This window comes from Curtobacterium sp. MCBD17_026, from assembly GCF_003234895.2.
Lineage (GTDB): Bacteria > Actinomycetota > Actinomycetes > Actinomycetales > Microbacteriaceae > Curtobacterium > Curtobacterium flaccumfaciens.
Window position 1 is genome coordinate 1,198,983 of the sequence record NZ_CP126281.1, and the last position, 20,765, is coordinate 1,219,747.

Genomic DNA, 20,765 nt, shown 5'->3' on the forward strand with positions numbered 1-20,765 from the left:
TGGTCCCGGGTGGGGCTCCGCTCTCGGACGCCTACGTCTGAGAGCGGAGCTGAGGATTTAGCGGTTGGGGTGCGCTTGTCGGTTGACGCAGCGGTAGACGGTTGCGCGTCCGATGCCGAACAGCTCGGCGAGTTCGGCGACCGAGTGCGTGCCAGCTTCGTGGACCTCGAGGAGGTGGCGTTGTTGCGCGGGGCTGAGTTTGGGTTGCCGGCCGCGGAGGTGGCCTTTCGCTTTCGCGATCTGCATTCCTTCGCGCGTTCGGGCGCGGATGAGGTCGGACTCGAACTCGGCCACCATCGCGAGGACGTTGAACAGCAGTCGGCCGATGGGGTCGTTCGGGTCGTGGACGGAGCCGCCGATGTTGAGCTTGACGTTCTTGGCGGTGAGTTCGTCGACGATGTCCTTCGCATCGCGGAGGCTTCGTGCGAGCCGGTCGAGCTTGGCGATGACGAGTGTGTCCCCGTCACGACAGGAGGCAAGCGCTTCGCGCAGCCCTGGTCGTGATCTATTCGTGCCAGTCAGGCCATGATCGGTGTGGATGTTGGGCGGGAGGACTCCAAGCCGTTCCAGCGCGACGCGCTGGGCGGTGAGGTCCTGTTCGTAGGTTGAGACGCGGGCGTACCCGATGAGTAGAGCGTTCATGGCGCGAGGATCCGCCGACTTCCCGAGTCCGCCTCGTCTCGCACCGCGATCGTTGACCGGGCGCGCATGGGGATTGGTGGGATGCTTCCGGTATGCAGGCGAACATCCGGCTGGTGACCGTCCATGGCGAGCAGCAGGGCCGCGATGCGGACCTGGACCATGTGCAACAGTTCGAGGTTGAGACGGACGCTGGCCACAGGTACCTCGTCGTGTGTCAGGGCCCTCCTGTTGGCTCACCGTCGGACTGGGATGTGTCCAGCGCAGAGGATCGCCGCCCGGTGGGTCATGTGCGTCTGCTCGGGGCGGGCATGTCGGGCGCTACGACCTACCGATTCAAGAAGGCTGGAGCGCTCTTCGCCGGCGGGAAGCAGATGGACCTCTGGAACGCGGTGCAATCGCTCCTGGAGTGACTTACGACCGGTAGCCGATCCCCTACCGAGGCGGTCACCGGAGAGGGCAGAGTTCGGTGGTCGACGAGCCACTCGACGGCGATAGCAAACTAAACCTTTCATCCGGTATAGTTTGAAGGATGCATCTCTCCTCCCGTCGCAGATGGACCCTGCTCGCCGTGGTCACAGCGTCGTTGCTTCTGATCTCCCTGGACAACTCGATCCTCTACACGGCCCTACCGACCCTGACCGAGGAGATCGGCGCCACCGCGAACGAGGGTCTGTGGATCATCAACGCGTACCCGCTGGTCATGGCGGGTCTGCTGCTGGGAGCCGGAACACTCGGCGACCGCGTCGGGCACCGGCGGATGTTCCTGACCGGAATGAGCATCTTCGGGATGGCGTCACTGGTTGCTGCGTTCTCCCCGAACCCGGAGGTCCTGATCGCAGCACGAGCGATCCTGGCGGTTGGTGCGGCATCGATGATGCCGGCGACGTTGGCGTTGATCCGGGTGGCGTTCACGAACGACCGTGAGCGCAACGTGGCGATCGCGGTGTGGGGTAGCGTCGCGGTGCTCGGCGGTGCGCTGGGGCCGATCGTCAGCGGTCTGCTGCTCGAACAGTTCTGGTGGGGGTCAGTGTTCCTGATCAACGTACCTGTCGCCGTCATTGCCCTCGTCGCCGCCCTGTTCGTCGCCCCACCGAACGACCCTGATCCGACAAAGAAGTGGGATTTGCTTTCGTCGGTGTACGCGATGATCACGCTCGTCGGGGCAGTCGTTGCGATCAAGGAGATCGCACATCGTCCCCCGTCGGCGCTCGTGATCGGTGGGGCGCTGGCCGCCGCGGTCATCGGTGCCGTGCTGTTCACTCGCCGTCAGGCCCGGTTGCCGTATCCGTTGCTCGACTTCACCATCTTCCGGAACCCCGCGTTCTCTTCTGGGCTTCTCGGGGCTGGCCTGGGCATGTTCGCGTTCGCGGGCGTTCAACTCGTGACGACGCAGCGGTTCCAGCTCCTCGAGGGTATGACCCCGTTCCACGCGGGTCTGCTCGTGGCGCTGATCGCCGTGGGGACCCTCACCACCTCGCTCGCTGGCGGTTTCGTGCTTCACCGGGTCGGTCTACTTCCCCTCATCGCGGGCGGACTGGCGCTGAGCGCCGTCGGTGTGGTGATCATCGCGGTGTCCTTCCACTCTCTGAACGGCTGGCTGTTCCTGGGGCTGATCGTCCTCGGCGCCGGCTCCGGCGCGACGATGTCGGTCGCGTCCACGGCGATCGTCGGCAACGTGCCAGCCCGACGTGCCGGCATGGCTTCTTCAATCGAGGAAGTGTCGTACGAAGTGGGGAACCTCAGCGCTGTCGCGATCCTGGGCAGCATCGTGACTGCGATCTACTCCGCACTCGTGCGGCTCCCGAGCGGCATCGTGAACGCTGATCAAGCGCGTGAGAGTCTGTCCGCCGCGGCGGAAGCCGCACGAGCTTCGGACGATGGCCGCAGCATCCTCATTGCCGCCGGCAGCGCGTACGACACGGGCTACTTCGTGGTGATGGTGATCGTCGCATCAGTACTCGGTGTTGGGGCCATCGTCACCGGGATCCTTCTCCGCAGACACGGACCGGGATCGAACGCGACCATCCCGGACGCAGACCACTGACCTGGAAGGGCCTCTTCATGCGCGAGAGCAAACGCACCCTCGTTCTCGAATCCGCGGCACGGATCGTCGAGTCCTCGGGGATCACTGCGGTCACGTTCGACTCCGTTGCCGTCGAGTCAGGCCTCACCAAGGGCGGCCTGCTGTACCACTTCCCGACCCGGGAAGCCCTCCTCGAAGCGCTCCACGAACACGAAGCCGCTCGCTGGGAACAGCAGCTCCTCGATGCCCTTGAGGTGCCGTTCGACACCTCGACACGGGAGCAGCGTCTCGCCGCGTACATGGCAGTATCCATGCGGTCCGCCTCGACAGCGGAACTCATGCTCCTGCTCGAGGCAACGTTCACCCCGACGCACGCGGAATCCTGGCGGACCGTCCTCAACCGCTGGACCGTCGGCGATGCAGCCACCGCGGCCGCGATGCCGATCGACCACCTCATCGTGCGGCTCGCGGCCGACGGGTTGTGGATGCACGAAGCCACCGCCGGCTTCGCGTTCGACGCCGCCACCCGAGAAGCGCTCCGCGAACGTCTCACGGAACTCCTCACCCGATCCACCGAGACCGACGGCGACCGGTAGACGATCGGCTATCGGATGCCGCGGCTACGTGTGGTGATGGAGCATGCCATCGGTCCGGTCGTGAGCGCATTCGTCGGCGACAGGGTCTTGATCGGCTATTGGGCCTGCAACCCTTGAGCGCGTGTACCAGTGTCAGACTGCGCGGTGGGATCGATGACGAGGGGCGCGATGAACCAGATTGAGGGCGTCGACGCTGAACGTGCACGGTTAGAACGCGTCGCGTGGGGGTCCGCATTGACACCTGCGGATGCGGCCCGCGCGCGGAGCGCCCTTGCCGCCCTGAGCAACGCTGAGCCCGACGCCGCCGACCGCACCGCGCTCGGACACGAGGTGTCTGACAGCAAGGAGTCTGAGGTCGGGGGCGTGGGTATTGCTACTGCCGCCGAGGAGCGTGGGGCGGGTGTCTGGCGGCGAGGCGGCCGCTTCCGCGGTACCAACCACCGGGTTATGTGGGCCCTTGGCGCAGCAGCCGTCGTGATCGCCTTCGTCGCGGGTACTGCGGTCGGTGTGTCCGTGGGTGGCCGCGCCGTCGAGCCGGCGTCGACTGTGACGCCGGCGACCGGGGCGGTGGCGGTCGACCGGCGGCTCGAGCAGCCGCAGACCGCTGCTGACCTGCCGCCGGCGGGGATCGTGACGTCGATGGAGTCCTCGAGCGCCCGGCTGGTGTTCACGAATCGTTCGCTGTCGGGCGACGATGCGGCGACGCCGTGGAACGTTTGGGCCGGGGTTGGGCGGGACGGGTCGACGATCTGCCTTGTCGCGTCGGCTGATCAGCTCGAGGGGACGAGTGCTTGCTACCCGCGGCGGGCGGCGCTGCACGGGCAGGTGTCGCTGTCGGCGACGGCGCTCAGCGGGACGTTGACGGTCCGCTTGGTCGGCGGTGGGGTGCGGGCATCGGTGGTGACTGGTTCCGAACCGATGTACACCGCCGGTCCGGTCGACTAATGCAGCCTCCCCTCCCGGCGCCCGACCCCGTACCTAGGGCGCGATCCACTTGATGGGCAGCTCGTGTGTAAGTACGGTGCAGCCGACCGTTCACCGATCTTTTACCGGACGACGCTATCCACTTCGCAGTCGGCCCTGTCTCGTAAACGGCCGGCACGACGCAAACGCTGCCGAGCTCCTGCGACACACGGCTGCGAGGGGATCAACGCTGGGTCTGCTGCGGCACATAACCGTGCTCCTGATACGCAGCGTCGGCAGGCCGAACCCCTCGTCACGCTTCGACGACGGACCCCAGAAGGACACTGAGCCGGTCACGGTCTGCAGCAGGGACATTATTGAGTAGCGGTGCAAGCGCTGCGAAAGTCCGTTCCTCGACTTCCGCGGCGAAGGTGTGCCCTCGCTGCGAGAGGGCGACTGTGAAACCGCGCTTGTCGTTGGCAGCGGGCTCGCGTTCGACGAGGCCGCGTCGTTCGGCGCGTGCGATCAGGCCCGACGTGCTGGAGCGATCTGTTCCGAGCGCCGCCGCCAGCTCAGCCATACGCAGTCGCCGGTCCCGGAGGATCGCAAGCATCCGCAACAGCGTCAGCGACATGTCCTCCTCGGCCGACAGCTTCGCGAGTCGCCCCATCACCTCGAACGACACTCGTGCGAGCAGTTCAGGGAGTTCTCGTTCCTCTGGCGTTGACATAGTTCGTAACCGCTCTTCCTCGCGACTGATATGCGGGATGTGTCCCGGCATGCTTGTACCGAAATCTCCGACCAGCCAGGGTCCCCGCCGTCTTCTCCGTGACGTCGTCTACGAGCAGATGCTCGAGGCGATCGAAAACGGCACGCTCGACACTGTTCTCGGTGTCCCTCGAGACCGCGGAGCCGAGTGGCCCGGGAATCCTGCGACTGTTCGGGACCGACCTCAACATGGAGGGACTCGAGCTCGAGCCCGATTCACACGCGGCGAAACGGGAGATGTTCGCCGAGTTCTTCAGCCGCGACCGTACTGCGCGCGCGTGATCGGGGATCTGGAGCGCAACCACTGACGGACCGGAGGCTCGGTGCCAGCTGGCACCGTCCCTCCAGGCTCGGCCGTCACCCCGCTGGCGCGGTGCGCCGGTACCGGCTGGTGGGGCCCACCTCCAGTCCCTCACGTGCCGCGCGCGATGAGTTGCTCGTGGTGGAGCTGGAGTTGCCGTCCACATCGCTGTGCAACGCGCTCACTGTGGGTGACGATCACGAACTTGCTTCCTGCTTGCTGCAGCCGGTCGAAGAGGGCGAGCACGTCGTCTTCGGTCGTCTCGTCCAGTGCGCCGGTGGGCTCATCGGCGAGGACGACGGCAGGGCGCTTCGCGATGGCTCGAGCGATCGCGACGCGCTGCGCTTCTCCTCCTGACAGTCGTCGTGGGCGCTTGCCAGCGAGGTGACTGATGCCGACCGCCTCGAGGGCGTCATGTGCTCGGGCGGCAGAATCAGCGCGAGCAGGAACGCCGAGCCGGACGTTGTCGAGCACGCTGCGGTCGCTGAGGAGGCTGTGGTCCTGGGTGACGATGCCGATGTGTCGCAGTCGGTGCGCCGCCATCCTCCGTGCGGTGCGCTCGAGCACGCGCCCGTCGTGCTCGTAGGTCCCGCCGAAGTCCGTGTCGAGGCCGGCGAGGATCCGGAGGAGCGTGCTCTTGCCGGATCCGCTCCGCCCGGTGATCGCGACCGAGTGATCGTCTTCATGAAGGTCGAAGTCGAGTCGGTCGAACAGTGCTCGGGTCGATCCGTCGGGCTCGGTGATGGTCTTCGAAACGTCGCGCAGCACGATCATCGTGGGGTACCTCTTCGGCGTTGGGCGGTCAGTTCGATGCGGACGGCTCGTCGACCGAGTACGCCGTCCGCCACACACCAGAGGAGCAGGGCGGTGCCGGCTCCGAGTCGTGCCATCGCACTGTCGTTGGGGAGCAGCGCGCTGGTCGCGAGGAACAGCCCGAGCGCGGCGGTGTACTCGGTCAGGCGGCTTGCGCGGAACAGTCGGTTCGTGGCATCCGGGCTCCTCCCGAGGAGATGGTGCACCCGTGCCACTGGCGCTCGACGGTGATGCAGGAGCCGGTGGAGGAACGCCGTGATGATGCCCACGCCCGTGGTGAGGACGGCGAGCAGCGCGGTGACGAGCACCAGGTTGTCCTGGATGAGCTGGCGGACGAGGGAGAGCTGCACGAGGTAGGCCGGAACTCCGAGCAACGTGTACGACCGGAAGCCGGTGTCGTTTCCGATCGCGTCGAGACGCGCGACGACGCCTCCCAAATCGAGGCGGTGATCGACGGCGAGATCGGCGTTGAGCATCTGGAACACCAGGCGCCCGAACAGCTCGGGATCCAGCCGGTCCAGTGCTGCTCGGTCGAGTCCGGCGAGTGTCGGCGGGTAGGGCACGATGACGGTGTCGTCGAGGTAGTGGTTGGCTTCACCGCGGAAGTACATGGCGCTGTTCGGTTCGAGGAATCCGACGACTTCGAGCTCCTGCTCCTGCAGGATGACCGCTCCGGTGAGTCGCTCGCCGAGCTCGTACACGCCGCGGTACTCGTTGCCGAGCAGCACCGGGATCCGGCCGGATCCCCAGTCGACAGCGCTCCACTCGATCGGCTTGCCGTCCTGCACGGAGAGCCCCGCGAACTCGTACGCGGTCTCGTTGAGCTGGATGGACTTGATGTCCTGAACGCTCCGTCCAGACTCGTCCTGGTACTTCCCGTTGAGCGTGTACTCGGTGCCGTACCCGACGTCGAAGCGGTCGTCGCCGCGGAAGTCCTGGACGGTGACGGGCTGGTCGTACGAGGAGATGAAGTCGAACCCGGGCTCGTCGTCGATGCGGTCGGCGAATGCTGCGACTGCGTCGAGCGCGTGCTGGTCCCGCCGGATCGCTTCGAAAGCGTCCGGGTCGAGATCGTCGATCACCGTGTAGAGGTCGACGTCGGCATCGGCGGACAGGCCCTGGGCCACGGCCTGCGATGTGGACTGGGTGAACGATGCCACGTTGTACCAGCAGAGTGCGAGCAGCACGAGCAGGACGATCTTGGCGACGATGATCGTCCAGTTGGACCGGAGGTCGTTCAGCAGTTCCATCGTCGGGTTCCCTGCCAGAACGAAGCGACGGCGACGGCGACGGCGAGCATGACCGTTCCGACCGCGACGACTGCGGTGGTGACGTCGAGGTCGAGGCTGGTGGTCTGCCTGACGAGCGCCGCGCCCGCGAGGGCAGCCGTAGAGGCGGCGGTGCCGATCGCAGCCACTCTGGCGGCCGCGCTGCGAAGGGTGTTCAGTGGTCGGATCCCCGTGGTGAATCGGACGGCGGCGGCGCGGAGTTCCCATCGTCCAGCTTGCAAGCCAGCGACGACGGCGACGAGCACGACGACGAGTGCGCCCAGCGCGACCAGAACTGGCGACACAGCGTCGACGTTCGTCCTGCGGTTCGTGCCGTCGTCGATGATCTCGACGCTCCTGTCGGGGAACTGTGCGCTGTAGTGGTGGGCGCTGCTCGGGCCGTCCAGGAGTAGCCGCTGTGGTGACGCGGAGAACCGCGACGGATCGGCGATGACCACCTCATCGGACAGCAGACTGTCGGCGCGGACGCCGAGACGTCCCACCACGTTGTAGGTCGTGCCACCGACCGCGATGTCGTCACCGTGGACGCTGACGTCCGCGCCGGCGAGAGCTTCGCCGGGACCACTGGTCAGGGCATGCCCTTCGTGCAGGGGGACATCTGTCCACCGTCCCGACAGGATCGCAACGGCGCGGACACGATCATCGAGTTCCACGAACACCTTGGTTCCCGGTTCGAAGGCGCTCCGCGCACGCTCGAGATCGTCGAGGGTCGCGGTCACCCACGCGCTCTGGCCCGTGCGGAGGTCATTGCCTTCCGCGGCGATCACACGTCGGCGAGCGTCGAACACCCCGATCAAGACCGCCAACAGCGTGGCCAGCAGGAGCAGGCCCGCGATTGCCGTGATCTGTTGCTTCGTCACGTCTTCTCCTCACGCCGCAGCGGGTGTACATGCTCACGAGCCGTTAACATGTCAGACGTAGAACGTTTTGTCGAGCAACCTTATTTTCGGTCGCAACCGTCCTGCGGACGCCTGATCGGGGATCTGCAGCGCGACCGCGGACGGACTGGAGGCCCGGTGCCAGCTGGCACCGGGCCTCCCGTCCGTCGATCAGTTCCGCCCAGGGCGACAGATCAGGCGGGCTCAGGCACGCGCGCGCCGTCGCCGGCTCCGCAGCGTCCACACCAGTCCACCGGCCGCGAGCAGTGCCGCCGCCAGCAGCCCGAGGGGGAGCAGGTTCGCGCCCGTCCAGGCCAGTGCGCCGCCCGGGTCGCTGCCCGCATCCGCGCCACCGTTGCCCGGCGCTGCCGCGCCCGGTGTGCCGGATCCGCTGTCACCCGGCGTCGGAGCGCCGCTGCCCGGAGTGCCCGCGCTCGGCGACGTGGTCGGCGCCGGAACAGCCGCAGCCACGACGGTGAAGGCGGCCCGAGCGAGGGCCACACCGTCGACCGATGCGGTGACGGTCACCCGACCGGACGCCGTGCCCGGCACCCGCAGGTCGGCCGAGAACGCACCGCTCGCGTCGGTGTGGGCGGTGGCCCCGCCGATGCGTGGCGCGGTCGCCAGCGCCACATCGGTGTCGGCCGGGAACCCGCTGCCGGTCACGGTCTGCGTGTCGCCCGCGTCCACCCGAGGCGACTCGACCCGCAGGGCCGGGGTCGCCGCCGCCTTGCTGCTGAAGGCGACGACCGTGCGCTTCGTCACGGACCGTTCGTCGACCGGCACGCTGATGGTGCGGGTGGCGGCGTCGTAGGTCCAGGCGGTGTTCGTGATCACTCGGCCGTCGATGGTGACGGTGCGGGGGCGGTCGGCGTTCGTGAACGTCGCCGTCCACGAGCGGTCCTGCACCTGGCCGGCGAAGGAGCCGTCGGCGGGGGCGATGGCGAGCGAACCGCCGGTCGCCTGCTGGGTGTAGCGGACGGCGGTGGAAGCGCTGCCCGCCCCGGCCTTCGCGGACGCGGCTGCCGTGGTCATCGCGCTCGACTGCGCGGTGTCGGCGGCGTTGTCCGCAGCGCCGTCCTCGCCGGCGTCTTCGTGCAGGTCGAACGAGCCGTTCGCTCCGGTCGCCACCGTCAGGGTGACGGAGTCGAGCGGTGCGGCGTCGTTCTTGACCTGCTCCGAGCGGGTGGGGACGATCCCGCCGCTCTTCACGAACACCGGCATGCTGTTCAGGTCGGTCGTCACGTCGGCGGTGGTGCCGCCCGCGTACGTCTTGCCGGTGAACCAGTCGGTCCACGAGCTGCCGGCCGGGAACCAGACGGAGCGGGTCGCCTTGCCGGAGTCGTCGTTCGCGGTGGTGACCGGGGCGACGAGCACGTTCGGGCCGTACAGGTACTCCGAGCCGGCCTGGGCGTAGGACTCCTGCGCCTCGGGGTACTGCAGGTAGAGCGGCTGCAGGATCGGCGTGCCGGTCTCGGTGGCCTGGGCCGCGAGCGTGTAGGTCAGGGGGACCAGGGCCTCGCGGAGGTTCAGGAACTGCTTGGCCGAGGCCTCGGCGGCGGCCGGGTACTGCCACGGCAGCCGGTCGCTGTGGTTGCTGTGCAGGCGGTCGATCGGCTGGAAGGTCCCGAGTTGCACCCAGCGGGCGTAGAGGTCCTCGGGCAGCTGGGTCGTGCCCTCCTCGGCGCCCTCGATGCCGTACTGCCCGCCGTTGTGGCCACCGATGTCGTGACTGACCGAGGCCAGGCCGGTCGCAGCGGACTCACCCGGGGTGTACCCGACCTCGGCGAGCAGCATGTCCCACGACGACGTGGTGTCGCCGGTGAAGTGCACGGTCGTGCGCTTGTCCGCCCACGGTCCGGTCGGGACCGCCTGTGGGTTGCCGTAGCCACCGGCGGTCAGCGAGCCGTACGCCCGCGAGAACGCGAGCCCCCGGCCGCCGAGCGCCTGGTCCGTGTACTTCGCGTACTGCTGGTTGATGAACGCGTCGGGGGTGACGCCGTTCGCGGAGTACTTCGAGTTCTCGCTGCAGCACCAGTCGAGCCACCACATGTCGACGCCCTTCGGCTGCAGCGAGGTGTGCAGGTCGAAGTAGGCCTTCAGCTGGTCGGGGTCGGACCAGTCGAACAGGTACCGGTCGCCGTCGCCCTTGGTGAGCTTGCCCTTCGCAGTGGCCTGGGCCTTCGCGAACTGCGGGTCCTGGCTCGAGATCGACGGGTGGATGTTGAGGGTGTTGTGGATGCCCTCGGCGTGCCAGTCGGCGAGCAGGCCGGTCATGTCCGGGATCCGGGACGGGTCGACCGACCAGCCGTTCCACTTGCTGTCGCCCTGGTTGGTGGTGCTGCCGATCTTGTAGTCGGTGTCGATCGCCATGACGTCGACGGGCACGTCCTCGTCCTCGAACTGCTTCGCGATCGCCAGGTAGTCGGCCTGCGAACGGTCGTAGTACTCGGAGTACCAGACGCCGTACGCCCAGCGGGGGAGCAGCTTCGTCGGACCGGTCAGGACGGCGAGCTCCTGCAGGGCATGGCGGTAGTCGGAGCCGTACCCGAAGACGTAGCCGTCCTGGTAGCGCTCGCCGCCGTGGTCACCCGCCGGCGTGACGGTGTCGTTCGCCTGGTCGTACAACGCCGAGGCGCTGTCGTCGAGGAGTGACCAGCCGTCCTGGTAGAGCAGACCCGGGTTCGTCTTCACGGATCCGTTGGCGGTGTCGAGGTCGCGTCGGTACCCACCGAGCGGGGCGTGCGCGGCGAGGACCGGCGACGCGGTGTCGACCACGGCGACGGTGTCGAAGTTCACGTTGCAGTTGTTCGCCACGGTCGGGCACCCGATCACGACGTCGTTCCTGCCGGCGGCCAGGTGCACCGGCACGGTGGCGGTGTTCCAGTAGTCCCAGCCGCTCGTCTTCGGGAGCGGTGCAGTGGTCGCCTGTTGACCGGCCGGGGCCGCGGTGAGCGTCGGCGTCCCGGCGGAGCCGTTGGCGTAGCGGACCTGCAGGGCGTAGTCGCCCGCGGCCGGCACGCCGGTGACGTGGGTCGTCAGCTGCGCCCCGGCACGCTCGAACCCGGCGACGAAGCCGGTTCCGGCGAAGCCGTTGTGGTTCGTGGCGGGCGTCGCAGGGGCTGTCCGTGCCGAGTCCTCGGCCTGGCACACGGTGCCGAACGCGCAGTCCTCGCCGGTGACCGTGGTCGACGGCGCCGGGTAGGCGGCACCGGTGCTGACCAGGGCCAGGCTGTCGACGTTCACCCGGCCGGAGTCGTCCGCGGTGCGTTCGATGCGCACGCGGTGCTCGCCCGCCGTCAGGTCGAGCGTCGTGGCGGCGGTGGTCTTCCAGTCGTCCCAGTTCGCGCCGGGTGCGAGCCGGATCGTCTTGGCGGCTCCGCCGTCGACGGTCACGCTGAGGGTGCGGGTGGCGACCTGGCCGTCGCCGCCCTGCGAGTTCGCGTAGCGCAGGGCGAGGTCGTACGAGCCGGCACGTTCCGCCGTGGTCGTGAAGGTCATCGCGTTGCCGACGGACTCGAAGCCCGCGGCGAACCCGGCTCCGGTGAAGCCCGTGTGGTCCGTGGCGAGGGACAGGCCGGTGAGCCCGAGGGTCTCGGCCTCGCAGAGCGACCCGATCGTGCAGGACGGGGTCGGCGTCGACACCCACGGGGTGCCGGTGACCCGCTGGCCGGACGCCGTGGTCACGGTGGTCTGCAGGGTGTCCTGCGTGAACGCCCCCGAGCCCTCCTTGTAGCGCACGGTCATCGCGCCCGTGTCGAGCGTCAGCCAGCCGTCCCGCTCGGTCTTCGTGAACGTCGTCGGGGCGAAGTCGTCACGCCCGATGACGTTGAAGGTGCTGCCGTCGGTGAACTGGGAGTCGCCGGCGTACTCGGTGCGGATCAGCGTGGGGGAGAGCACCTCGAACCGGGCCTGGCCCGAGACGACGGTGCGGTCGGCTGTCGGGTCCGCGGCTGCCGGGATCGCGGCGATCCCGAGCATGCCGAGGGCGGTCGCAGCGACGATGCCCGACGACAGCGCGCGGCGCAGCCCTCGGGAACGGAAGGAGATGGGGCGCAAGTGGGTGCTCCTCGTGGACGTCGTCGTCCATCGGGCCGTGCAACGGCCGTGACCTGCGGGCCGTCCCTGCGGCGGCCCGTTTACAACGCTGTAAACCATACGACGCGAATGGCGCCCGAGGAAGGGGCAGCCGTCGGCGGCTCGTTTCGCGGCTCCCGCCGCACCGGTCAGCGTCGTGGTCGCGTCATGCGCAGCCCTGGACTCGAGCCGCTGACGGACTGGAGGCCCGGTGCCAGCTGGCACCGTGCCTCCAGGCTCGGCCGTCACCCCGCTGGCGCGGTGCGCCGGTACCGGCTGGTGGGGCCCACCTCCAGGCTCGGCCGTCACCCCGCTGGCGAGCGCCGTTCGTGGAGGGTTGCTGCAAGCATTCGCTCCCGCGTTCCGCCCCCTGTGCTCGGCCTGGGTGACGGAGAACGAAGACGGCCGGCTGAAAGTTCTCGGCCCGCCCCTACGACGCGAGCATCTGCGCCACCACCGCGTACAGGTCCTTGGGGTCGCCGGCGAGCATCTGCTTGATCAACGCGGCCTGCTCGTCGACGACGACCTCGTAGTCGTCGCGCTCGACGCCGTCCAGGGTCGCGCGCGCCACGTTCGCCGGGTCGGTCTTGGCCATCGAGATCCCCGCGGTCATGTCGGTGTCGGCCACTCCGAGGTGCACGGACATCACCGTGGTTCCTTGGCTGGCCAGCTCGTGACGCAACGCGTTGCCCATGTTCCACAGGGCCGCCTTCGACACCGCGTAGGCGGAGGCTCCGGGCATGGCGAGCCACGAGGCGCCGGAGGCGATGTTCACGATGCTCCCACCGCCGTTCGCCGCCAGGACCGGCGCGAACGCGCGGATCACGGACAGGGTGCCCCAGACGTTCGTGTCCATGTCGGCGTGTGCTGCGTCCAGGTCGCCCAGCAGGGTCGCCGTGGTCGCGATCCCGGCGTTGTTGATCAGGAGATCGACGTCGGTCGCGACCGCGGCCGCCGCTGCGACGGACGCGGGGGAGGTGATGTCGAGGGCGAGGCGCTCGACGCCCTCGAGGTCGATCAGGTCAGGGCGTCGGGCGGTGGCGTAGACCTTCGCCCCACGGGCGATCAGCTGCGCGGCGAGGTGGCGTCCGATACCGCGGTTCGTGCCGGTGACGAGGGCGGTGGCTCCAGAGAGGTTCATGCCCGCTACGCTAGAACCTGACGTCAACGTCAGAATCAAGTCCGAGGGGCAGAACGATGCGGATCGGTGAACTCGCAGAACGGGCCGGCGTCAGCGTCCGGTCGCTGCGGTACTACGAGGAACAGGGCCTCCTCGAGTCCGAGCGGACCACGGGCGGACACCGGGAGTACCGCGAGCCCGATGTCGCGCGGGTGCGCTTCATGCAGATGCTCTACGCGGCGGGCATGCCGAGTCGTCGGATCGTCGAACTCCTGCCCTTCCTCGACACCGGGGTCGCGACGCGGACGATGCTCGACCACTTCGACGAGGAGAGCGATCGCATCCGACGCCAGATCGAGGCCCTCGGTGCCACCCACGACCGCCTCGCGCGGCTCCGCGACATCGCGGCGGAGTCCGTCGCGGGGCGGCCGCCGGAGGAGTGCCGCTCGTCGGCGAACGCCGCCGCCGCCTGAGCGCCCCGACTAGCTGGCGGCGGGCCTGCTGAACAGGTTGACGACGTTGCCGTCCGGGTCGCGGACCAGTGCGGAGCGGTTGCCCCACGGCATCGTGGTCGGTTCCAGGACGACGTCGTCGCTGCTGAGCTGCAGTTCGGCGAAGTCGCCGTCGACGTCGGCGACCTCGAACTCGATGAGCACGGAGCGGTTCGTCGCGGGCGTCAGCGCGTCGCCGAGCATGGCCACCGTCGCGGTGCTGGCGATCGCGAGGGTCCCACCCGGGCCGCTGAACTGCGCGAAGACCGGTGCGGGGCGCTCGGCCTGCTGGCCGGTGACCCGTTCGTAGAAGGCGACCATGCCCTCGAGGTCGTCGGTGATGATGCGGACGGATGCGAACGACATGGGGTTCCTCACGGTGGTGCTGCTGACTCGGAGTGACCAGCTTCTCCGGCCGTCGCGACACCGTCCTGTCGGTGTTTCCGGAAACCGACGGCGCAGCTACTCGTCGAGGACCGGCCGGAGTCGTCCGTACTGGATCGCGAGGTCCTCGGATCGCAGGACGCGCTGCGAGGGCCGCTCGTCGGTGACGTCGACCGACAGCATCCGGTCGCCCCGGAACGCCCGCACCCCGTCGCGCATCCGGCACCAGGCGATCAGGTACCACTGACCGTCCTTCCCGATCGACCCCAGCGGTTCGACGTCTCGGACGGACTCCGCTCCGTCGGCGTCCCGGTACCGGAGTCTCACCACTCGATCCGCGCGCAGGGCCGCCGCGAACTCGGCCGGGACGACCGTGTCCTCCTCGCTCTCCAGGAAGTGCACGCGGGACGCCAGCGCGCTGGCTCGTGCGGCGTCCCCGGCGGGCATGACCGCGAGCGTCTTCCTGGCCGCGGTGTGCGCGGCGTGCCGGAACGGACTGCGCCCCAGCGAGCCGAGCCCGATCAGCACCGCGAGGGCCTCGTCCGGCGTGAAGCCCGCCGGGCCGAGCGTCGCGGACGCGTCGATGACGTACCCACCCGTCCGGCCGGGCTCCGCCCAGATGGGCACGCCCGACTGCTGCAACGCGGAGATGTCCCGTTCGATCGTCCGCACCGACACCTCGAACCGTTCCGCGAGACGACGCGCGCTCCGCGGTTGCGGGGAGACGGCGCGCAACTCCTCCACGAGGCCGTAGAGCCGGTCGGTGCGGTTCACCTCGTCATCTTCCCTCGCGCGTCGACCTTCCGTCCGATCCACGCCGTCTCGTGTGACGGGTGCTCACTCCGCGGAGCGCAGCTCCTGCACGTCGCCGTCGGAGCACTTCGAGACGCCGGTGATGCTGTAGCGCTGCGGGTAGGCGTTGAAGCCGATCGAGGTGACGGGGCCGTCGACGCCGCGGATCCCGGTGAGCGGGTCTGCGCCGCCGCTCTCGAACCGTTCCGTGGTGATCCCCTTGGCCTTCCAGAGTTCCTCGACGGTGCGGATGTCGGCTGCCGGATCGCCGCCGCCGTCCGTGCCGCTCCGCTCCAGGATGTACACGAAGCGGGCGCCTTCCTGGCCACCCGACCGAGTGCAGACCTCGGCAGCGGGGCCGCGGTAGACGGTCCAGTCGCCACCGACCGCGTCGGTCGACTCCTTCACGACATCAACGATCGACTTCTCGGCGTCGGACGGATCCACGGTCTTGCCTCCGGGGGTGTTGCTACAGCCGGTCATGGTCAGCGCCGCTGTCAGGACGAGGACGCCGGTGCTGGTGCGGGCGAGGCCGCGGAATCGTTCGTTCACGGTCACAGTGTCCACTGCGGACTCTCCAGGAGCCGGGACTCCGCTTCCTCGATCTCGACGGCGGCACGGTTCCCTGGTGACGCGTCCCGGTGGCCGGGCTGCGGCACTCGACGGGTGACGACGACGGACTGGAGGCACGGTGCCAGCTGGCACCGTGCCTCCAGTCCGTCTCGGCTCACGTCCGGCTCAATGCCCGGTGAGCGCGCGGTGGGCGAAGTCGAGTCGAGCGGCCGACCGAGACGCGGGGAGCCGCCCGCCGATCTCGAGGGTCGCCAATCCGTGGAGCGTCGCCCATGCCACCTCGGCCTCGGTGCCGTCGGGCCCAGGGAACGCCTCGTGGATCGCGGCGAAGGTGCGCTGGAGCGCGTCCGGGGCGGTGCCCGACCCGAACTCGATCCCGGACGGCATGGAGAACATCGCGTCGTACACCCGCGGCTGGTCGACGGCGAACCCGAGGTACGCCTGCATCCGGGCCTGCGGGTCGGCTGGCACGGTTTCCATCGCGACCGCGATCGCCTTGAACCCCTCGAGCGCGACCGCGTCGATCAGGGCCTGTCGGCCGCCGGCGAACGCGGAGTAGATGACGGGCTGCGTCACCCCGATCTCGGACGCGAGTCGTCGCATGGTGACGGCGTCCCACCCTTCGGCTGCCGCGACCCCGCGAGCCGCCTGGGTGATCTGCGCGCGCCGGTCGTCGAGGTCGGGAGCGGGTCGAGGAGACATGGTGAGAGGGTAACAGAACAAGGTTACCTAACAACGGTAGACAAGGGGGAGGGTCTGCATCAACGTCGTTACAGAACGACGTTAGGCAATCACCGGAAGGTTCCCCCATGTTCATCGCCGCACTCGCAGTCGCCGTCCTCGGATGCCTCTTCATCCTCTTCATCGGTGGCCGGTTCCTCCTCGCACCGACGGTCGCCACAGCCGGGTTCGGCGTGGCAGAGGACCGCCGCAGGGCATTCACGAGCATCAAGGGGGTCCGCGACATCACCTCCGGCATCGTGCCGCTGGTGGTCCTGCTCGTCGCCGGTCCGCACGCGTTCGGCTGGGTGCTGCTCGCCGCCGCCATCACCCCGATCGGTGACGCGATCATCGTCGTCACGAACGGCGGGACGCTCCGCCAGGCACTCACCGTCCACGGTGCGACGGCGGTCGTGCTCATCGTCGCCGGGCTCGTGCTCGCCCTCGGCTAGAGCTTCGCTGTCGACCCCGTGGCGCGGATCGTCATCGCTCGACGACCTCCGCCGCTCGTACGGCACGCACCCGCAGGAAGTCGAGCTTGTCGGCGTCGGGGCCACTCTCGGGCGTGGAGTAGACGACGAGCTTGATGTCGGAGTCGGGCACGGTGACGACGTCGCAGTCCAGGACGACGTCGCCGACCACCGGGTTGTGGACCGTCTTCACGAGCGACTGGTGTGCCGCGGCTCGTCCTTCGTCCCAGTACCCGGCGAAGCGTTCGCTCTCGGTCCGGAGCCGGGCGATGAACGCGCGGAACGCAGGGTCGCCGCCGAGGCTGCCGGCGGTGCGTCGGAGGTCGGCGACGAGCGCCCGCTCGAACGGTTCCGGCCCACCGTGCGCCGTCGCGATCTCGGCGACGCGGTTGTCGAGGAACGTCTGCACGATCAGGTTCTGCTCGGGGTCCCCGCGCACCGACGGCGCGTCGAAGAGTGCCTGCCAGAGCGGCGTGGAGTGCAGCAGTGTCCAGTCGGCGGCGAACACGGCGAGCGGCAGGTCACCCATCCGGACGAGCATCCGCTGGACTCCGGGTGGGATGTGGCGGGACACCACACCGGCCCGGGGTGAGGCGAGTCCGGCGGCGCGGTGGAACAGGTCCGTCTCGGCTCGGTCGAGCTGGAGCGCACGGGCGAGCGCCTGGACGACCTGGGCAGAGGGGGTGCGGGAGCGGCCCTGCTCGAGCCGCATCACGTAGTCGGCGCTGACACCCGCGAGCTGCGCGAGTTCCTCACGGCGGAGGCCTGCCGTCCTGCGCCGACCGTACGACTCCATCCCGACGTCCTCCGGGGTCAGCCGACCCCGCCACGATTGGAGGAGATCGCCGAGGGCTTCGACCTGGTCTGCGGACACCCCACCATTCTCCGCGCGGGGACCCGCCGCTGGGTAGGACTGTTCTTCCGTGGCTGGAGATCCCGCAGCGCCGCACGCTGGTCACCTCACCACCAGCAACGAGCTCGAAGGAGATCCATGACGAACACCCTCATCACCGGCGGCAACAAGGGCATCGGCCGAGAGACCGCGCGACGGCTGATCGCCGCCGGGCACACCGTGTGGATCGGCGCCCGCGACACCGATCGCGGTCGGCGAGCCGCCGAGGAACTCGGGGCGTCGTTCGTGCAGCTCGACGTCACGGACGACGCCTCGGTCGTCGCGGCCGCGGCGACGATCCTCGACCAGGCGGGGCACCTCGACGTCCTGATCAACAACGCCGGCATCCTCGGGGACGTCACCGCGCCCGAGGACATGACCGTCGACCAGTTGCGCGACGTCTACGAGACGAACGTCTTCGGCGTCGTGCGGGTGACGAACGCGTTCCTGCCGGTCCTCCGGCGGTCCGCGCAGCCCTCCGTGATCAACGTGACGAGCGGCCTCGGATCGTTCACCATGATCCACGACCCCGAACGCGTGGAGTCGCGGTACCCGCTCGCGGCGTACGGGTCGTCGAAGACCGCGGTCACGATGCTGACCATGCAGTACGCCAAGACGACGCCGGACGTCCGCTTCAACGCGGTGGACCCCGGCCAGACCGCGACGGAGTTCACCGGGAACCTCGGGCACAGCGTCGAGGAGGGCGCCGACGCGGCCGTCCGCGTTGCGACCCTCGGTGCTGACACGCCGACCGGCACCGTCACGGATCGCGAGGGCACCCTGCCCTGGTGACCGCGCGACGCTCCTCGTGCCGTGACGGGCTGGAGGTGCGGTGCCAGCGGGCACTGTGCCTCCCGTCCGTCCGCTGGTCGCGTGGCGCGACCGACGCAGGCTTGTTCACCCAACCGACGCATGCGCGTGGCAGGGTGGTGCGGGGCATCGTCGCCCGCAGCCCAGCCAGCCGCCAGCGGAGCACGATGCCAACACCCGACCTCATGATCGTCACGGACCTCGACGGGACGTTCCTCGACCACCACGACTACTCCTTCGACGCGGCCCTGCCGATGCTGGAACAGCTGCGGGCGGACGACGTCCCCGTGGTGTTCTGCAGCAGCAAGACGCGGGCCGAGATCACGGCGCTGCAGGCACGCACCGGGCTCGACGGGCACGCGTTCGTGGCGGAGAACGGCGCGGTCGTCGTCGGACCGGCGGGCGACGTGCTGGTCGGACCGGTCGACGGTGAGCTCGAACGCCTGCGTGCCGCGCTCGACGACATCCGAACGGTGCTGGGTCTGCAGTTCTCGACCTTTTCGGGTGTGACCGACGTCGTCGTCGCCGACTGGACCGGACTCGACGTCGCCGCTGCGAGTGCTGCCCGGGCCCGCGAAGCGTCCGAGGTTCTGCTCTGGCACGCCGAGGACGACGACCGGGCGGACGCGTTCCGCGCGGCGCTCGCCGCGGTCGGCCTCGACCTGGTGCGCGGCGGCCGGTTCTGGCACGTGCTGCCGGCGAGCCGCGACAAGGGCGCGGCGGTCCGGACGCTGATCGCCGACCACGAGCGCCGGACGGGGACGGTCCCGCGCACGATCGGACTCGGTGACGGCCCGAACGACACGGCGATGCTCGACGCGGTCGACTTCGCCGTCGTGGTCCGCGGACACGGCCCGGCACCCGGACCACTCGCCGACGACCGACCCGAGCGCGTCCACCGCACGACCGCCCCCGGCCCGCAGGGGTGGACCGAGGGCCTCACCCGATTCACCACCCCGTCCGTCAGGAGCCACCGATGAGCGACTTCCACCAGAACGGCGTCATCACGACGTTCCACGACCTCGGTCGCCGCAGCACCGCGAGCCTCGAAGAAGACCTGCGCGGCTTCGCCGAGAAGCGCCCGATGAGCCTGATCCTGCCGGCGCTGTACTCCGAGCTCCAGCGTCCGGCCCTGTCGCGGATCGTCGACGAGCTGGCCGAGGCCGACTGGCTCAGCGAGATCGTGATCGGGCTCGACCGGGCCGACCGCTCGCAGTTCGAGCACGCCCGCGAGTTCTTCTCGCGGCTGCCGCAGCGGCACCGGATCCTGTGGAACGACGGGCCGCGGCTGCGCGAGCTCGACGCCGAACTGGAGCGCGCGGGCTTGGCACCGGGGGAGCCCGGCAAGGGCCGGAACGTCTGGTACTGCACCGGGTACGCCCTGGCGTCGGAGCGGGCGGACTGCATCGCCCTGCACGACTGCGACATCACCACCTACGAGCGGGGCATGCTCGCGCGGCTGTTCTACCCGGTCGCGAACCCCGCGTTCGACTACGAGTTCTCGAAGGGCTACTACGCCCGCGTCGCCGACGGTCGGATCAACGGCCGCGCCGCACGGCTGCTCGTCGGGCCCCTGCTCCGCTCGCTCCGCCAGGTCTACGGGGAGTCCGAGTACCTGGAGTACCTCAGCAGCTTCCGGTACCCGCTGTCCGGCGAGTTCGCGATGCGTGCCCACGTGCTGAACGGCCTGAAGATCCCCGGCGACTGGGGACTCGAGATCGGCATGCTCTCCGAGGTCTACCGCGACTACGCGACCCGGCAGGTGTGCCAGGTGGAGATCGCCGACGCGTACGACCACAAGCACCAGCCCCTCGCCGAGGCCGACGGCACCGGCGGCCTCGCACGCATGGGCAACGACATCGTGCAGTCGCTGCTCCGGAAGCTCGCGACGATGGGCGTCCCGCTCACGGCCGACTCGTTCCGGGTGCTCAAGGCGACGTACTACCGGAACGCGCTCGACATCGTCGAGGTCTACCGGCACGAAGCCGAGATGAGCGGGCTCGCGTTCGACCAGCACGCGGAAGAAGCCGCGGTGGAGCTCTTCACCAAGGCGATCCTCGACGCCGGCGGCGCGTTCACGGCGCGGCCGAACGACAAGCCGTTCATCCCGAGCTGGAGCCGGGTGCGCTCGGCGGTGCCGGACGTGCTCGACCGGCTGCGGGACGCGGTGGAGGCGGACCAGCAGGACTGATCCGGCGCCCTGAGCGCGCCCTGGGCGCGCGT

Annotated in this window: 22 protein-coding genes; 10 read left to right on the plus strand and 12 right to left on the minus strand. The window is 69.2% G+C overall.

Translation table 11 applies throughout. The features are described from left to right. Positions 1 to 57 precede the first annotated feature (57 nt). Positions 58 to 642 (minus strand): recombinase family protein, encoded by a 585-nt coding sequence (locus DEI85_RS05690; protein ID WP_083295199.1) that lies wholly within the window; start codon positions 640 to 642, stop codon positions 58 to 60. A gap of 92 nt (positions 643 to 734) precedes the next feature. Here DEI85_RS05690 and DEI85_RS05695 point away from each other — a divergent pair, with 92 nt between their 5' ends. From DEI85_RS05695 to DEI85_RS05710, 4 genes are all read left to right on the plus strand, one after another. Beyond that, positions 735 to 1,052 (plus strand): hypothetical protein, encoded by a 318-nt coding sequence (locus DEI85_RS05695; protein ID WP_110859298.1) that lies wholly within the window; start codon positions 735 to 737, stop codon positions 1,050 to 1,052. 119 nt (positions 1,053 to 1,171) lie between these two features. Further along, positions 1,172 to 2,686, plus strand: coding sequence for an MFS transporter (locus DEI85_RS05700; RefSeq protein WP_110859299.1), 1,515 nt, complete (start codon positions 1,172 to 1,174; stop codon positions 2,684 to 2,686). A gap of 17 nt (positions 2,687 to 2,703) precedes the next feature. Further along, positions 2,704 to 3,261, plus strand: a complete 558-nt coding sequence (locus DEI85_RS05705; protein WP_111123131.1) for a TetR/AcrR family transcriptional regulator — start codon at positions 2,704 to 2,706, stop codon at positions 3,259 to 3,261. A 168-nt stretch (positions 3,262 to 3,429) separates the two neighbouring features. Further along, on the plus strand, positions 3,430 to 4,206 hold the full coding sequence (locus DEI85_RS05710; protein ID WP_110859301.1) for a hypothetical protein: 777 nt from the start codon (positions 3,430 to 3,432) through the stop codon (positions 4,204 to 4,206). A gap of 271 nt (positions 4,207 to 4,477) precedes the next feature. Here DEI85_RS05710 and DEI85_RS05715 read toward each other — a convergent pair whose 3' ends face one another. Then, positions 4,478 to 4,945, minus strand: a complete 468-nt coding sequence (locus tag DEI85_RS05715) for a MarR family winged helix-turn-helix transcriptional regulator (RefSeq protein WP_111090567.1) — start codon at positions 4,943 to 4,945, stop codon at positions 4,478 to 4,480. Between the two features lie 110 nt (positions 4,946 to 5,055). Between DEI85_RS05715 and DEI85_RS05720 the strand changes: the two genes are divergently transcribed. Beyond that, positions 5,056 to 5,214: a hypothetical protein gene (locus tag DEI85_RS05720; RefSeq protein WP_181420008.1), complete on the plus strand. Its 159-nt coding sequence runs from the start codon at positions 5,056 to 5,058 to the stop codon at positions 5,212 to 5,214. Between the two features lie 130 nt (positions 5,215 to 5,344). Here DEI85_RS05720 and DEI85_RS05725 read toward each other — a convergent pair whose 3' ends face one another. From DEI85_RS05725 to DEI85_RS05745, 5 genes are all read right to left on the minus strand, one after another. Further along, positions 5,345 to 6,007: an ABC transporter ATP-binding protein gene (locus tag DEI85_RS05725; protein ID WP_110859303.1), complete on the minus strand. Its 663-nt coding sequence runs from the start codon at positions 6,005 to 6,007 to the stop codon at positions 5,345 to 5,347. Beyond that, a complete protein-coding gene (locus tag DEI85_RS05730; protein WP_111123132.1) occupies positions 6,004 to 7,296 on the minus strand; it encodes a hypothetical protein in 1,293 nt (430 codons plus the stop codon). Before DEI85_RS05730 ends, DEI85_RS05725 begins: the two co-directional genes overlap by 4 nt. Beyond that, positions 7,284 to 8,195, minus strand: a complete 912-nt coding sequence (locus DEI85_RS05735; protein ID WP_111123133.1) for a hypothetical protein — start codon at positions 8,193 to 8,195, stop codon at positions 7,284 to 7,286. Before DEI85_RS05735 ends, DEI85_RS05730 begins: the two co-directional genes overlap by 13 nt. Positions 8,196 to 8,417: 222 nt before the next feature. Beyond that, entirely contained in the window at positions 8,418 to 12,272 is a 3,855-nt protein-coding gene (locus tag DEI85_RS05740) for a TIM-barrel domain-containing protein (protein WP_220038924.1), read from the minus strand. Between the two features lie 448 nt (positions 12,273 to 12,720). Next, positions 12,721 to 13,431 carry an SDR family oxidoreductase gene (locus DEI85_RS05745; protein ID WP_111123134.1) on the minus strand — a complete coding sequence of 237 codons (711 nt, stop codon included), beginning with the start codon at positions 13,429 to 13,431 and terminating at the stop codon, positions 12,721 to 12,723. A gap of 56 nt (positions 13,432 to 13,487) precedes the next feature. Here DEI85_RS05745 and DEI85_RS05750 point away from each other — a divergent pair, with 56 nt between their 5' ends. Next, positions 13,488 to 13,883, plus strand: a complete 396-nt coding sequence (locus DEI85_RS05750) for a MerR family transcriptional regulator (protein WP_111102962.1) — start codon at positions 13,488 to 13,490, stop codon at positions 13,881 to 13,883. 9 nt (positions 13,884 to 13,892) lie between these two features. Here DEI85_RS05750 and DEI85_RS05755 read toward each other — a convergent pair whose 3' ends face one another. The 4 genes from DEI85_RS05755 to DEI85_RS05770 form a co-directional block, all read right to left on the minus strand. Then, positions 13,893 to 14,267: a VOC family protein gene (locus tag DEI85_RS05755; RefSeq protein ID WP_111123135.1), complete on the minus strand. Its 375-nt coding sequence runs from the start codon at positions 14,265 to 14,267 to the stop codon at positions 13,893 to 13,895. A 96-nt stretch (positions 14,268 to 14,363) separates the two neighbouring features. Next, a complete protein-coding gene (locus DEI85_RS05760; protein WP_111123136.1) occupies positions 14,364 to 15,059 on the minus strand; it encodes a helix-turn-helix transcriptional regulator in 696 nt (231 codons plus the stop codon). 63 nt (positions 15,060 to 15,122) lie between these two features. Then, positions 15,123 to 15,629: a hypothetical protein gene (locus DEI85_RS05765; RefSeq protein ID WP_146238498.1), complete on the minus strand. Its 507-nt coding sequence runs from the start codon at positions 15,627 to 15,629 to the stop codon at positions 15,123 to 15,125. Between the two features lie 186 nt (positions 15,630 to 15,815). Next, positions 15,816 to 16,352 carry a TetR/AcrR family transcriptional regulator gene (locus DEI85_RS05770; protein WP_111123138.1) on the minus strand — a complete coding sequence of 179 codons (537 nt, stop codon included), beginning with the start codon at positions 16,350 to 16,352 and terminating at the stop codon, positions 15,816 to 15,818. 107 nt (positions 16,353 to 16,459) lie between these two features. On the opposite strand from DEI85_RS05770, the gene DEI85_RS05775 reads away from it, so the two are divergent. Continuing rightward, positions 16,460 to 16,822, plus strand: a complete 363-nt coding sequence (locus tag DEI85_RS05775; RefSeq protein ID WP_110859313.1) for a DUF4267 domain-containing protein — start codon at positions 16,460 to 16,462, stop codon at positions 16,820 to 16,822. A gap of 31 nt (positions 16,823 to 16,853) precedes the next feature. Here DEI85_RS05775 and DEI85_RS05780 read toward each other — a convergent pair whose 3' ends face one another. Further along, on the minus strand, positions 16,854 to 17,714 hold the full coding sequence (locus DEI85_RS05780; protein WP_111123139.1) for a helix-turn-helix transcriptional regulator: 861 nt from the start codon (positions 17,712 to 17,714) through the stop codon (positions 16,854 to 16,856). Positions 17,715 to 17,831: 117 nt separating this feature from the next. Here DEI85_RS05780 and DEI85_RS05785 point away from each other — a divergent pair, with 117 nt between their 5' ends. The 3 genes from DEI85_RS05785 (at position 17,832) to DEI85_RS05795 (ending at position 20,733) form a co-directional block, all read left to right on the plus strand. Continuing rightward, complete coding sequence (locus DEI85_RS05785; protein ID WP_111123140.1) at positions 17,832 to 18,524, plus strand: SDR family NAD(P)-dependent oxidoreductase; 693 nt, start codon at positions 17,832 to 17,834, stop codon at positions 18,522 to 18,524. Positions 18,525 to 18,709: 185 nt separating this feature from the next. Beyond that, positions 18,710 to 19,522, plus strand: coding sequence for an HAD-IIB family hydrolase (locus tag DEI85_RS05790; protein ID WP_111123169.1), 813 nt, complete (start codon positions 18,710 to 18,712; stop codon positions 19,520 to 19,522). Continuing rightward, on the plus strand, positions 19,519 to 20,733 hold the full coding sequence (locus DEI85_RS05795) for a glycosyltransferase family protein (protein ID WP_111123141.1): 1,215 nt from the start codon (positions 19,519 to 19,521) through the stop codon (positions 20,731 to 20,733). The genes DEI85_RS05790 and DEI85_RS05795 overlap by 4 nt, the downstream gene beginning before the upstream one ends. Positions 20,734 to 20,765: the final 32 nt, after the last annotated feature.